Raw genomic sequence first — 13,000 nt, 5'->3', positions numbered from 1 at the left:
TCTCTACTTTCGATATGTTCAGTTATTTTCTGAACTAATTTTTGCGACCCCATATTGTTTAGTTAAGGCCATATCTACATTTTTTATTAAACGATCAATATCTTGCGTTGTTTGTGCCCAAGCACCTGAAGCCATTGGATGTCCACCACCCTCAAACTGATTAGCAATTTTATTGATCACGATGGTTCGTGATCGCAATCGTACACGATAATTGCCTTCATCCTGCTCTTCGAAAATGGCCCATGCTTTAACTTTATCAATTTTTGATGGTAACGATACAACAAACGCAGTCCCTGATTCTCGCAAATCAAATTCTTTAATCAAAGCCTTTGTTAAGACAACATATGCAAAACCTGAAGGTAAAATATTCAGATTTTGAAGAACATACCCCGAAAGCTTTGCAGCATTTTCAGAAATAGTTTCCATGTGATGGAGAATTGCCTGATAGTCAAAATTATAATTAAATAATTCGGATACAACTCGGAAAGTTTCTTTATCCATACTATACATGAATCGCCCAGTATCACCAACAATACCAATATACAATAATCGTGCAGCTTGATTAGTCATTACCAAGCCTTGCGTCTTAAGCAATTCATAAAATTCGTAAATCATTGTGCTTGTTGCCGAATGACCTTCTTTTACCCATTGCCAATCGCCATAAGGTTCATCGTTTGGATGATGATCAATTTTTATGGTTTCTAACCCTGTAGACCAACGTTGATCATCAATACGAGGTGAATTTGCTGTATCAACCATAATAACCAAAGCATTATTATAAGTTTTATCAGGAATATCATCCATGAACTGATCATCTTCACTCATCCACATTAAGCCTGGTACTGATTTCCCGACAGCATAGATATGTTTTTCTGGAAAACTTGCCTGTAAAATCGCTTTCAATCCTAATTGTGAACCAAATGCATCTGGATCAGGGCGTTGATGCCTATGAATAATAATCGTATCATATCTTTTAATTTGCTGTAATAGTTGTTCTTCAATTGTTGCCATCATTCTATCTTTCTAATTTATCGTGAATACACTTAAATTTGTATGTCTTTATCTAGTATATCACGTTTAAAACAACGTCATTTCCTCAAAAGTACTTGATTGCAAATTACTCATCGACAAGCCCAATAATCGAATTGAAAATGGTAAGGTTATAACATCTTCAAATATATTTTGAGCATTTTTGACAAGCAAATCCTCTGATAATGGCCATGGACTTTCTCTTGTGATTGCACGTGTAATTGTATTAAAAGCGTCATCACGAATTTTCACGTTAAAAGTTCTACCCGCAAGGTGTCGTGATTTCATAACATTTATCATTGCTACCGCTAACTTCCTAAACTCTGATTGCACATCTGCCTCATCATGTAAGAATTGACCAAATGTTTCTTCCTTACCAATAGATTGTTGCTGACGTTGCCATGCAACCTCTCCAAAATGAACACCACGCGCTTGCCAATATAAATTTTCACCCATTTTTCCAAATAACGACCGCAATTCTTCATAAGTTAGTCCACGTAACTGCGCACCATTGGTTATATGTATTTTTTCAAATTTTTCACGCGTTTTTTTACCAACACCACGAAAATCACCAATAGCTAATTCATCAAGAAAGCATAGCATATTCTCTGACGTAATAACGGTTACACCATTTGGTTTATTAAATTTAGAGCCGAGTTTCGCCAATAATTTATTGTGAGACACACCAATAGAGCTCGTCAGACCAGTTTTTCTCAGAATTTCATGACGAATGTAACCAGCTACCTCTGTACTTGATTGTTGTAGCTCTGTAATATCAAGATAGGCTTCATCCAATGCGATTGGCTCAACTTTATTTGTAATTGTATAAAAAATATCATGAATTTGTTTAGAAATAATTCTATATTTATTAAAATTAGGCGAAAGAAATATAGCATTGGGAGCTAATCGTTTTGCTTCCGCTGCACTCATTGCTGAATGCACCCCGAGTTTTCTGGCTATATAATTTGCTGTGGTTACGACACCACGTCCCTTTGTCTCATCTGGGTTACCTGAGATAATGAGTGCTTTATCACGTAATAATGGATTATCACGCATCTCAACTTGTGCATAAAACGCATCGAGATCAACGTGTAAAATTTTACGTCTATCGGTTGTTATAAAAATCTCTGCCATAAGCATATTTTAACACAACGAACATAAGTTCGCCTATCAACACGTTATATATTTAATGGTATTCTTAAAATTAAATGACACATAAAAACCCCCTGACCGAAGAGGGCAATGGTCAGGGGGACGATAACCGAAGCTATCAGTTAATTCAATCAGTAATTGGGGGGCTGATTGAAACATTACTAGGGGAGTAATGAAACTCAAATATCATTCGAGTATGTCTTAATTATATACTATAATTTGCTAATTTATGTATCATATTTTTTTCTGTTTTGTTACGTAAATATTACATGTTTTTATAAGCATATTTCCCTGTTTTAGGATTATTTTGTAAAAAAAAAACACCCAATAGAGTGTTTTCAATAAGGTTATACGTCGCGACGACGTTCCTTAATACGAGCTGCTTTACCTTGCAATGCACGCAAGTAGTACAACTTGGCACGACGTACGGCACCAAAGCGAACCACTTCAATTTTTTCAACACGTGGTGAATGCAATGGGAATGTACGTTCCACACCAACACCAGATGAAATCTTACGAACTGTGTATGTTGCTTGAATGCCAGCACCCTTACGCTTGATGACAACGCCTTCAAACAATTGGATACGTTCACGTGAACCTTCGACGATCTTAGCGTACACCTTAACAGTGTCACCGGCGCGGAAGTCAGGAATATCAGAACGTAATTGTGCTGATGTAATGTTTTCTAAAATACTATTTTGACGCATTGGTCATTCTCCTAGTCGACAATCTTACACTCGCCCGTAGGCTAATCGCGCAGCGGATTATCGTTAATATGGCACTTAAGCCTTTAAGTATTGTATCAAATTACAAACGTTTTGTCCAGAATCACTTTGTATACGTCATTAAATCACTTGTAATGATATCAATTTTTGATTGTGATATCGCTTGTGAACTAGATTCAACACCAATGTAAAACTTTAGTTTTGGCTCTGTGCCTGAAGGGCGCACGGCAACCCAAGAACCATCTTCAAGCCAATACTTTAATACGTTTGCTTTTGGTTGTGGTAACTTCGCTGTCTCGCCATCAGCTGTTGTCTCAGTGGCAGTAGAAAAATCTTGTGTACGTATAACATTCAAATCGCCAATTTTACTTGGTTGATTATCACGGAACTTTGCAATAATAGCAGCCATTTCGTCATTACCATGAATACCAGGGAAATCTAAACTAATCGTCTTTTCTTCAAAGTAACCAAACTTTTCAAATAATTCTTGCAAACCATCTGCAAAAGTTTTCCCTTGAGACTTATAGTACGCAGACACTTCCGCGAACAAAACAAGTGCTTGAATGGCATCCTTATCATGTGAAAAAGGCTTAACAAGGTAACCAAAACTTTCTTCAAAACCAAATAAAAAAGTGTGTTCTTTTGTGGCTTCATATTCATCAATAGTAGCCGCAATATATTTAAATCCTGTTAACACATCAGCGGTAATTACACCAAAGCTATCCGCCACCTTTGACGCAAAACGTGACGATACAACTGAGGTCACAATTGCCCCATTTTTTGGTAGTGTGTTTGTATTTTTCTTAGCAGTTAACAAATAATTAACTAAAACTGCCGCAATTTGATTACCAGTTAACACTTGGAAAGTACCATCTGCTAATTTAACAGCAGCGCCCATACGATCGGCATCTGGATCTGTTGCAACGACAACATCCGCCCCGTTATTTTGTGCATAGTTAATTGCCATTTCTAGGGCAGCAGCATCCTCCGGATTAGGCTTTTTTACGGTTGGAAAGTCACCATCAATCACTGCTTGTTCTTTGACAATGGAATAATTAGTAAAACCTGCTTGTTGTAGTGCTTTTTCACCAATATATTGTCCTGTCCCATGTAAAGGTGTATAAACAAACTTTAATGATTTACCCTCATTAGCCACAAGTTCTTTATCAACTGTTATTGTTGCAATGTTTTCTAAATACTTATCATCTAATTCTTGATCAATAATTTGAATATTTTTGTCGTCTAGATCAAGTGTAATATTAAATATATCTGAAATTTTTTCTAACTCAGTGACAATTGTTTCAACAGCTTCCGGCACCATCTGGCCACCATCTTCACCATAAACCTTGTAGCCATTATATTCTTTTGGATTATGTGAGGCAGTAATCATAATTCCTGCAAAAGCATCCAATTCTCTTACTGTAAAGGACAACTCAGGTGTTGGTCGTAAACTACTAAATAAATATGATTTAATATCGTGCGCTGATAACACGCGCGCTGCATCTTTAGCAAATTCTGGTGAGAAGTGTCTTGAATCAAAACTAATTGCAACACCACGTTTTTTGGCTGTTTCACCCTGTGCATCAATATAGCGAGCTAGCGCCTCTGTTACTTGACGCACTGTGAAAATGTTCATCCGGTTAGTCCCTGCACCTAAAATACCGCGCATACCAGCAGTACCAAAACTCAAATTTTGATAAAATGCATCTTCTTGTTGTTCTGGCGTATATGACGTCAAATTCTCGGCTAAATAGTCAGGTAGCTTTGCTGCTTGCCATTGTGCCAAACTTTCTTGATAGCTCATTATTTTCTCCTATATACTTTATTCTCATTATAACAAAATTTAATTTTTAAATCATCTAACCCTGTTGCACGACATAAAAATCAGCATCCTGATTTTATGTAATCAAAAAAGCGCCTGGGCGCTTTGATTGATAAAATTACTTTGTTGTGAATATTTCTTTACCATTTTCTGATACAGTAAAGTTTTTTGTAGCAAAGTTAGCATCTAATGTGGCTGTTGTCTTACCATCAGCTGATGTACGTGTTACTACTAATTCATTTTCACCGTTGTTAACAACTTCAATTGAACCATCTAAATCAAAGGCTGTACTTGTGTTACGGAAACGCAACAGATCAAACAAGTTAGAAACAACTGGACGCTTTGTTGTTTCAGCAATTTCAGCTAAATCATAATAATGACGGTTAATGTTACGACCTTCTTTTGAGTTTTCCAAAAGTTCAATATCATTTTCACCTGCAAGTAAACCTACATAGTAAATTTGTGGAATACCAGGCGCAAATATTTGCGCTGCACGAGCCAATAAGTAAGCTGCATCATTGTTACCCAAAGCAGAGTAATATGTTGTATTAATTTGATAAATGTCCAAATTGTTATATGCAGCTGAAGAGAATATTTTCTTGACGTTTGCGCCAACCTTGTACATTTCTTCAGTTGTGAAATCAGTTTCTTCTTGTGTCAACAAATCCTTAGCATCAACAACACCAATACCATCATGAGTATCCAATGTTGTAAATTGCTTCATTGGACTTTGACGTAGCCAATCAGCAATACGTTCTGTTTTACCTGAATACAATGAATACAATGTAATTAATGGCAAAGCAAAGTCATATGAATACATGTCATGTTCAGTAATCTTACGTACGATCTTGTAATGTTCATGAATTTCAGGCAAAACTTCTGAACCTTCAGCTGCAAGAATTTCGCGTACTTCATCCAAAATAGCCCAAATTTCAGGTTCAACGAAGAAATCATTTGTATCTAACTTCTTGATTGCATAAGCAAAAGCATCCAGACGAATAACAGAAGCACCATGATGAGCTAAATTAACCAATGAATCCTTAATGAACTTTTTTGTTACTTCCTTAGTAACATCCAAATCCATTTGTTGATCACCAAATGTATTCCATACTTGATCAGTCGTGCCATCAGCAAATGTAACAGGTGAAAATGGTGCCTTATCCTTACGCTTATAGATCAAATCAATATCAGCATCTGTTGGACGATTTTCAGGCCAGAATTCAGAATACTTCAAAAACATATCATAATATTCTGATTCTTCCTTTTTTTCCAAAAAGTCTTGGAAATATTTTGATTGTGGTGAAATATGATTTAACATAAAATCAAACATTAAATAATACTTTTCTGCTAACTTATCAATATCAGACCAGTCACCAAATTGTGGATCTACTGTTTCATACTCTTCAGGCGCAAATCCGCGATCCCCTGTTGATGGGAAAAATGGTAAGACGTGGACACCACCTACAACACCATTAAGCTCATTTGAAAGAACTTGATCGAGTTCTTTCAAGTTTTTGCCAAGTGAGTCAGCGTATGTGATGAGCATCGCTTCATTAGTAAGTTTCTTCATGATTTTTTGTTCTCCTTATATAAAACCAATTTATGGCATTAAAATTAACTTAGGTTACTTGTAATGCGCCACCATTAGGCGCAAATGTTATATTTTTTTACGATTAGTGATAAGTGTCACAAATGCAATTATTAATAGAATCACACCAAACAATGGAATAGTCCTGTATGCTGCTTCAGAAACACTGCTAGTTGGATTTCCCATTATTCTGGCTAATAGCGATAACACAAATGGTTCGACAAAGACGCCGACGTTAAAGCCAATGAGTACAACTGATGTCACAAAAGGTTGCTTCTTTAATGGTGCTAAATTAGGTAATTGGCTAAAAATAAATGGTGAAATCAGTTGCATTGGAAATCCAATGAGTAGTACACCAATTGTTAATACGATAAAATTACCATTTGAGAATGCAACTAAGAAGTTAGACACAAACATCAAGACTAAACCAATTTGCAAGGTAAATCGTCCAAATAGTTTTTGCATACCCCCATACACTAAGCCACCAACCATTGCTGCAACTAACATAAGAGATAAGATTGTAGAGACAATTAACCCTTTAACACCTAAGTTCTGGGCCATAAATGGAAAGCTCAATTGAATAGCCATGTAATCAATCACTAAGAAAGCAGCAAATAATGTCAAAAGCCAAACCAAAGGACTAATTTTTTGAGGTGAATCAATCGATAACTGTTCTTTTGTACTATTCTTTTCTCTTTCTGCCAACATTTCCGACGTATCTGGTACGCGAACATAAAAGAGATATAGAATTGGAAAGGCGAGTAGATAAACTAAAAATGTTGCTTGCCAACCAAAATTTAAAAGCAATCCTGCGATAAAAGTTAAAACTGCCTGTCCAATTTGTTCAACGGCTGCACGCCACCCTAACATAACTGAACGTGTTTGCCCTTGATACATGACAGCGATCATTGATACAGCTAATGAGTTAAAAATACCGAATCCTGCACCAAGGACCATTCTTGATATGAGAATAACGGGATAAGATGTCACAAAGAAAGGCACAATTCCAGCAAAACCAACTAACAGCATGCCTAATATGATTGTTTTTTTATCTCCTAACTTTGCGGCAATAAACGAACTGAGTAATACGAACACTGTGACAACAATAGATGGTGTTGTTGCTAAAGCCTGCACCTCTGTGGCTGAAACATTCAGCGCCTTCGTCATCTGAGGCATTGCCCCATTGATTGCATACGCGCTAGTTAGCATGAATGAAACACCCAAAAACGCAACTTTGGTAATCCACTTATCTTGACTTTGCATTATCTTCTCCTCTAACACATTATAGAACCGGTTCCGTTCTGTAAAACAATTATATTGTGCATCTTAACACAAATAATTGTAACCGCTTGCACCTTAATTGTCAAACGTTTTCCAAAGTGAAATTATTATGCTATTGTTTTCAGAAAATAATCATTTTTTTACACTATTGATTTTATAACCTTAAAAGAGATTTCATGAGATAAATATAAAAAAAAACAAATTTATAAAAATTTGTTTTCAACATTATATAACTTGTTCATTTGTCTCAGCTGCTAAGGCACTAATATAATCATAGACACCCTGTCCTGCTATACTGCCATCACCAACAGCTGTTGTAATTTGGCGTAGCTCTTTAACGCGGACATCTCCCACAGCAAATATACCTGGTATAGCTGTTCTCATATGATCATCAGTAATTATCCAACCATCATCATCTGTGATATTCAGATTTTCAAAACCTTGTGTGTTAGCCTTTAAACCAACATAAACAAACACACCACTCGCATTAATTTGAGAAACTTCTTGTGTTTGATTATTAATTACACTCACACTTGTGACCTTATCATCGTCTCCATTGATTGACACGACTTCTGTATGCCAACGAAATGACATTTTTTCATTTGAAAAAGCACGATTTTGAATGATTTGTTGCGCACGAAGCTTATCACGACGATGTAACACCGTAACAGATTTTGCCAAGTTGGTTAAATATAGTCCTTCTTCAATAGCAGAATCGCCACCACCAACAACGACAACATCCTCATTACGGAAAAATGCGCCATCACAGACTGCACAGTAACTTACACCGCGACCTTGGTAATGTTCCTCACCATCAGTGCCCAAATGTATGTGCTCAGATCCAGTTGCAATAATAATCGCTTTAGTAATATAACGATCCATATCAGTATTAATTATTTTATTTTGGCCATCTATTTCAATGCTTTCTACTGTACCAAAACCATACTCTGCGCCAAAACGTGTTGAAGAAGCATACATTTTTTCTGAAAGATCGGGTCCTAAAATGGAATCAAAACCTGGATAATTTTCAACCTCAGCCGTATTATTCATTTGACCGCCATAAATACCACGATCCAGCATTAAAACAGATAGATTTGCACGTGATGCATAAGTTGCAGCCGTCATTCCTGCAGGTCCTGCACCAATTATTACAACATCATATTGCTTTGTTTCTGCCATCTGTTCGACCTCATTTCACTTACTTTTTGTTAATCTAATTTTACACGCATTTAGGTTATTTGTCGAATTTTAACTTCTTAATCACCATTTGTAATTTAATTATAGTTTTGCTGCAAGCTCTTTTATATAAGCACGTAGCTGATCTTTTGTTTGTGGATGTTTCAATCCAAACTCAATATTAGTTTCTAAAAAGCCAATTTTTGATCCGATATCGTATCGACTGCCCTTGAATTCATGTGCATAGACATGTTGTCGATTGTTTAATGAGTCAATTGCATCTGTCAATTGAATTTCATTTCCTTTACCTGGTTGTGTATTTTCTAACTCTTCAAAAATTTCAGGTGTTAACAAGTAACGACCAATAATTGCCAAGTCTGAAGGGGCATCTTCTGGTTTAGGTTTTTCAACAAACGATTTGACACGGTACAGGCCATCAGACGCTTCCGCTGCTGGATCAATTACACCATACTCAGAAACTTGATCATGAGGAACCTTCATCACGGCCAAAGTTGATTCGCCAGTTTCTTCATAACGTTCAATTAATTGTTTTGTTAAAGGTACCTCGTCCTCCATCAAATCATCACCAAGAAGGACAACAAAGGGCTCATCGCCAATAAAGGCTTTAGCTGTGAGAACAGCATCCCCAAGTCCCTTAGGATGTGATTGACGGATAAAGTACATATTAATGTCGGTTGTTTCTTGTACTATTTTTAATAGTTCATCCTTGCCTTTGTCACGTAAATTATTCTCTAATTCAGGATTTGAATCGAAGTGATCTTCAATTGATCGTTTAGACTTACCATCAACAATCACAATATCCTCAATGCCAGAGGCAATAGCTTCACGCACAATATATTCGATTGTAGGTGTGTCAACAATTGGTAACATCTCTTTTGCCAAAGCTTTAGTAGCTGGTAAAAAGCGTGTGCCAAGTCCGGCTGCTGGAATAACTGCTTTACGTACTGGTTTCATTTTAATAACTCTCTTTCTTATTTGTCTTATAGGACATAGTTTTGATTAATCTTCAGATTTTAATGGTCTAGCCATCAGTTCTTTAATGACATCTCTTAATGGTTTATTTTCATATAAAACTTGATAAACGGCATCCGTAATGGGCATATCGACATGATAGGTTTTCGAAAAATCATAAACTGCTTTGGTCGTGTTCACGCCTTCAATCACCATTCCCATGTCCTCTGTCACTTGCTGCAAACTCTTACCTTCACCCAAACCGAGACCAGCACGATAATTACGTGAATTTGGAGACATGCCAGTGACAATTAGATCACCAATCCCAGCTAGTTCATAAAGTGTTTTTTCTTCCGCGCCCATTGCTAAACCAAGTGCTCGCATTTCAACTAAGCTTCTCGTTAACAATGCAGCTTGAGCATTCACACCGTAGCCTAGACCGACTAAAGCCCCTGATGCAATCGCCACAATATTTTTCAAAGCCGCAAATAGCTCAGAACCAAGTAAGTCATGATTTGTATATGCGCGAAAAGTGTCATTTGACAACACACGTTGCACTAATTGTGCCGCATATTCATCTGAACTACCAATAGAAACGGCAGTTAGATCATGTTTGATGACATCTTCTGCATGAGATGGACCCGAAATAACGACTAAGGCAGATCTATATGTCTCTGGCACCTCTTCGGCTAACATTTCAGAAATTCTTTTATATGTGCCTTGTTCTAACCCTTTAGTTGCATGAGCTAGAATAATTTTATGCGATTGTTCAGTCAAGACAGCTGCTAACTGTTTAGCCACTTCTCGGACCGCTTTGGTGGGTACGACACTTAAAACGATTTCAACTTCTTTAACAGCCGTTGCCATGTCGTCAGTTGCAATAAGAGATGGGACTAATACAGCATTAGGTAGATATTTGTGATTTGTATGACGCTGATTAATTTCTTCAACTTGATCTGAATTATGTGTCCACAAACGGACATCATGTCCATTTTCTGAAGCAGTATTAGCTAATGCAGTTCCCCAAGAACCGGCACCGAGCACAGCTATTTTAGTCATTTTTGCTCTCCAGATCTTTTTTTTCGTTTTTAATCATTTCTTCAGACATACGTTCTTCAAGTGTTTTTAAGGCATCAATACCCATATTAGCCGTACGGAACTTTACAGCAGCAGCATCAATCACACTCGCCGTATTACGTCCTGGAGTTACTGGTACAACCATTCTTTTGATTTTTACACCTAAAATTTCAAGTGTATCATTATCATTACCCAAACGATCAAAATTAGCCTCACCAATTTTACCATTTGATAAATGAATATTCAGAGCAATTGTTGCATGTGAACGAACAGAAACCGCTCCGTATACCTGTTGTACATCAATGATACCGACTCCGCGTATTTCCATCATGTTACGTAAAACGCCATTGGGCTCACCAATTAAACGTTCTTCGTCTTCTTGATAAATGTCTACGCGATCGTCGGCAACTAATCTTGCTTTGTCTTGCTGAATCAACTCCAATGCAGATTCTGTTTTTCCAATACCAGCATCTCCAGTGATCAAAACACCCAAACCATGAACATCAATTAACACACCGTGAACATTTTCACGCGGTGCTAACTGACCGCCTAAGTAATATGTCATGTTAGATAAAATCCGTGACGATGTCAAAGTAGACGTCAAAATTGGAATTTTTGCCTCATCAGCCGCTTGTTTCAATTCATCACTAATTGGTAAACCTGTTGATACAACGAATGCTGGTGTTTTAATATCTGCCATTCGCCGAAAAACCATCAGTAATTCTTCATGACCCATACGTTCTGAAAATGATGTTTCTGTAATACCAAGTAATTGCACACGTTCTGGTGCATAGTAATTGAAATAACCGGTCATTTCTAATCCAGGTCGTGAAATATCTGCTGTGGTGATTAAACGTTCTAGATATTGCTCTCCAGCCACAATATCTAGACGTGTGTTTTCTACTAATTGTCTAACTGTTACAGAATTTTGTGCCATTTTATTTTCTTTCTACGTGTACGCCTAAATCACTTGTTAAGAGTGTGTTTACAATTGACAAAATAATGGCTGTGAACATTGCCCAACCAAAGCTTGCAAATTCAAAACCACCAACAAGATTGGCCGTCATTTCTAGCATAATGGCATTAATAACAATGGTAAATAAACCAAATGTTAGAAACGTTAAGGGTAATGTCAATATAGTTAATATTGGCTTGATAATGGTGTTTAATACCGCCAAAACTAATGCTGCACCTAAAGCAGTTACCCAGTTATCAACACGAAATTCAATTGGGAAAAGTGCTGATATAATTAAAAAGACAAGCATTGTTATCGCTAATCGTGCTAAAAAACGCATATTTCCTCCTAGTGTAACATTTTGTAAGCGCTTAACATATTGTTATCATACGCTTGATGAATAATATACAATACCTTCATTATACCAAAACTTTTCACTATGAGACACAAAAAACGATTAAAATTCAATCTAATCGTTCATTAAAAGACTTATTAATTGCAACATAGTCGCCTACGACAACAAAATTTTACTCAATTAAATAAAGTAATTGTATCCAGGATTTAGCTCGATAATTTTACCAGTCCGCTTATAAACAATCCATTCTGCAATGTCTGTTGTATAATCGCCTATACGCTTCAAATATCCTGCAATTACCAAGTAATCGGCGGCTGAATCAACTAATTCTGCATCTTCCTTCATGCCTTCAACGGAATCAAAGCGTACTTGTGCTGCACGTTTTGATAAGGTTTGGTTTTGCTCAGCAATTGACTCTGCACCTAATGCATCATTTTTAATGTAGTAGTCCATAACAGCAGACACCATTTTAGCTACTTGTTCGCCCATTTCGCCCAGTGCCACTTCAACACCTGAAATGTGCTTAGTTCCTTTGACACGAATCGTTGAATTTGCAATATTGCGCGCTTGATCACCCATTCGTTCTAAGACTGAAACAGCTTTTAAAATAGTCACAATTTCACGCAAATCAGTCGTTACGGGTTGGTATAACGCAATCATTTCAAAAGTTTTTTTCTCAATTGCTGCTTCTCTTTCGTTAATTTGATGATCATTTTCTAAAATGGCTTTTGCCCCTTCACGATCATGATCTACAAAAGATTGCACAGATTTTTGAATTGTTTGGGCAACGAGCATACCCATTTCTGTGAATGAATTATCTAAATCTGCTAGCTCTTCATCAAATAATCGTCGCATAGTGTTTCTCCTT

12 protein-coding genes are annotated in these 13,000 nt (G+C 36.8%); all 12 read right to left on the bottom strand.

The genetic code is table 11. The features are described from left to right. Positions 1 to 18: 18 nt before the first annotated feature. Positions 19 to 1,011, bottom strand: a complete 993-nt coding sequence (locus tag K5Q13_RS00600; RefSeq protein WP_220739504.1) for a DHH family phosphoesterase — start codon at positions 1,009 to 1,011, stop codon at positions 19 to 21. A gap of 66 nt (positions 1,012 to 1,077) precedes the next feature. Continuing rightward, positions 1,078 to 2,163, bottom strand: a complete 1,086-nt coding sequence (dinB, locus tag K5Q13_RS00595) for a DNA polymerase IV (protein ID WP_220738794.1) — start codon at positions 2,161 to 2,163, stop codon at positions 1,078 to 1,080. Positions 2,164 to 2,528: 365 nt separating this feature from the next. Continuing rightward, entirely contained in the window at positions 2,529 to 2,888 is a 360-nt protein-coding gene (gene rplS / locus K5Q13_RS00590) for a 50S ribosomal protein L19 (RefSeq protein ID WP_220738792.1), read from the bottom strand. Positions 2,889 to 3,009: 121 nt separating this feature from the next. Beyond that, entirely contained in the window at positions 3,010 to 4,710 is a 1,701-nt protein-coding gene (locus tag K5Q13_RS00585) for a phospho-sugar mutase (protein ID WP_220738790.1), read from the bottom strand. 136 nt (positions 4,711 to 4,846) lie between these two features. Then, a complete protein-coding gene (gene gtfA, locus K5Q13_RS00580; RefSeq protein WP_220738789.1) occupies positions 4,847 to 6,298 on the bottom strand; it encodes a sucrose phosphorylase in 1,452 nt (483 codons plus the stop codon). Between the two features lie 87 nt (positions 6,299 to 6,385). After that, positions 6,386 to 7,579, bottom strand: a complete 1,194-nt coding sequence (locus tag K5Q13_RS00575) for an MFS transporter (protein ID WP_220738787.1) — start codon at positions 7,577 to 7,579, stop codon at positions 6,386 to 6,388. A gap of 243 nt (positions 7,580 to 7,822) precedes the next feature. After that, on the bottom strand, positions 7,823 to 8,776 hold the full coding sequence (gene trxB / locus K5Q13_RS00570; RefSeq protein WP_220738785.1) for a thioredoxin-disulfide reductase: 954 nt from the start codon (positions 8,774 to 8,776) through the stop codon (positions 7,823 to 7,825). 99 nt (positions 8,777 to 8,875) lie between these two features. Beyond that, positions 8,876 to 9,748, bottom strand: coding sequence for a UTP--glucose-1-phosphate uridylyltransferase GalU (galU, locus tag K5Q13_RS00565; RefSeq protein ID WP_220738783.1), 873 nt, complete (start codon positions 9,746 to 9,748; stop codon positions 8,876 to 8,878). A gap of 45 nt (positions 9,749 to 9,793) precedes the next feature. Beyond that, complete coding sequence (locus tag K5Q13_RS00560; protein ID WP_220738781.1) at positions 9,794 to 10,804, bottom strand: NAD(P)H-dependent glycerol-3-phosphate dehydrogenase; 1,011 nt, start codon at positions 10,802 to 10,804, stop codon at positions 9,794 to 9,796. After that, positions 10,797 to 11,759 (bottom strand): HPr(Ser) kinase/phosphatase, encoded by a 963-nt coding sequence (gene hprK, locus K5Q13_RS00555; RefSeq protein WP_220738779.1) that lies wholly within the window; start codon positions 11,757 to 11,759, stop codon positions 10,797 to 10,799. The genes K5Q13_RS00560 and hprK overlap by 8 nt, the downstream gene beginning before the upstream one ends. 1 nt (position 11,760) lies before the next feature. Next, positions 11,761 to 12,117, bottom strand: coding sequence for a phage holin family protein (locus tag K5Q13_RS00550; RefSeq protein WP_220738777.1), 357 nt, complete (start codon positions 12,115 to 12,117; stop codon positions 11,761 to 11,763). Between the two features lie 195 nt (positions 12,118 to 12,312). Beyond that, positions 12,313 to 12,987 carry a phosphate signaling complex protein PhoU gene (gene phoU, locus K5Q13_RS00545; RefSeq protein WP_220738775.1) on the bottom strand — a complete coding sequence of 225 codons (675 nt, stop codon included), beginning with the start codon at positions 12,985 to 12,987 and terminating at the stop codon, positions 12,313 to 12,315. Positions 12,988 to 13,000 lie beyond the last annotated feature (13 nt).

The organism is Leuconostoc miyukkimchii (assembly GCF_019656055.1).
Classification (GTDB): Bacteria; Bacillota; Bacilli; order Lactobacillales; family Lactobacillaceae; genus Leuconostoc; species Leuconostoc miyukkimchii.
This window is presented reverse-complemented; position numbering and strand designations above follow the sequence as displayed.

What these genes read in the sequence shown, in the direction of transcription:
- K5Q13_RS00600 (WP_220739504.1), bottom strand. Translation starts at nt 1,011, where the DNA reads ATGGCAACAATTGAAGAACAACTATTACAGCAAATTAAAAGATATGAT.
- dinB (WP_220738794.1), bottom strand. Translation starts at nt 2,163, where the DNA reads ATGGCAGAGATTTTTATAACAACCGATAGACGTAAAATTTTACACGTT.
- rplS (WP_220738792.1), bottom strand. Translation starts at nt 2,888, where the DNA reads ATGCGTCAAAATAGTATTTTAGAAAACATTACATCAGCACAATTACGT.
- K5Q13_RS00585 (WP_220738790.1), bottom strand. Translation starts at nt 4,710, where the DNA reads ATGAGCTATCAAGAAAGTTTGGCACAATGGCAAGCAGCAAAGCTACCT.
- gtfA (WP_220738789.1), bottom strand. Translation starts at nt 6,298, where the DNA reads ATGAAGAAACTTACTAATGAAGCGATGCTCATCACATACGCTGACTCA.
- K5Q13_RS00575 (WP_220738787.1), bottom strand. Translation starts at nt 7,579, where the DNA reads ATGCAAAGTCAAGATAAGTGGATTACCAAAGTTGCGTTTTTGGGTGTT.
- trxB (WP_220738785.1), bottom strand. Translation starts at nt 8,776, where the DNA reads ATGGCAGAAACAAAGCAATATGATGTTGTAATAATTGGTGCAGGACCT.
- galU (WP_220738783.1), bottom strand. Translation starts at nt 9,748, where the DNA reads ATGAAACCAGTACGTAAAGCAGTTATTCCAGCAGCCGGACTTGGCACA.
- K5Q13_RS00560 (WP_220738781.1), bottom strand. Translation starts at nt 10,804, where the DNA reads ATGACTAAAATAGCTGTGCTCGGTGCCGGTTCTTGGGGAACTGCATTA.
- hprK (WP_220738779.1), bottom strand. Translation starts at nt 11,759, where the DNA reads ATGGCACAAAATTCTGTAACAGTTAGACAATTAGTAGAAAACACACGT.
- K5Q13_RS00550 (WP_220738777.1), bottom strand. Translation starts at nt 12,117, where the DNA reads ATGCGTTTTTTAGCACGATTAGCGATAACAATGCTTGTCTTTTTAATT.
- phoU (WP_220738775.1), bottom strand. Translation starts at nt 12,987, where the DNA reads ATGCGACGATTATTTGATGAAGAGCTAGCAGATTTAGATAATTCATTC.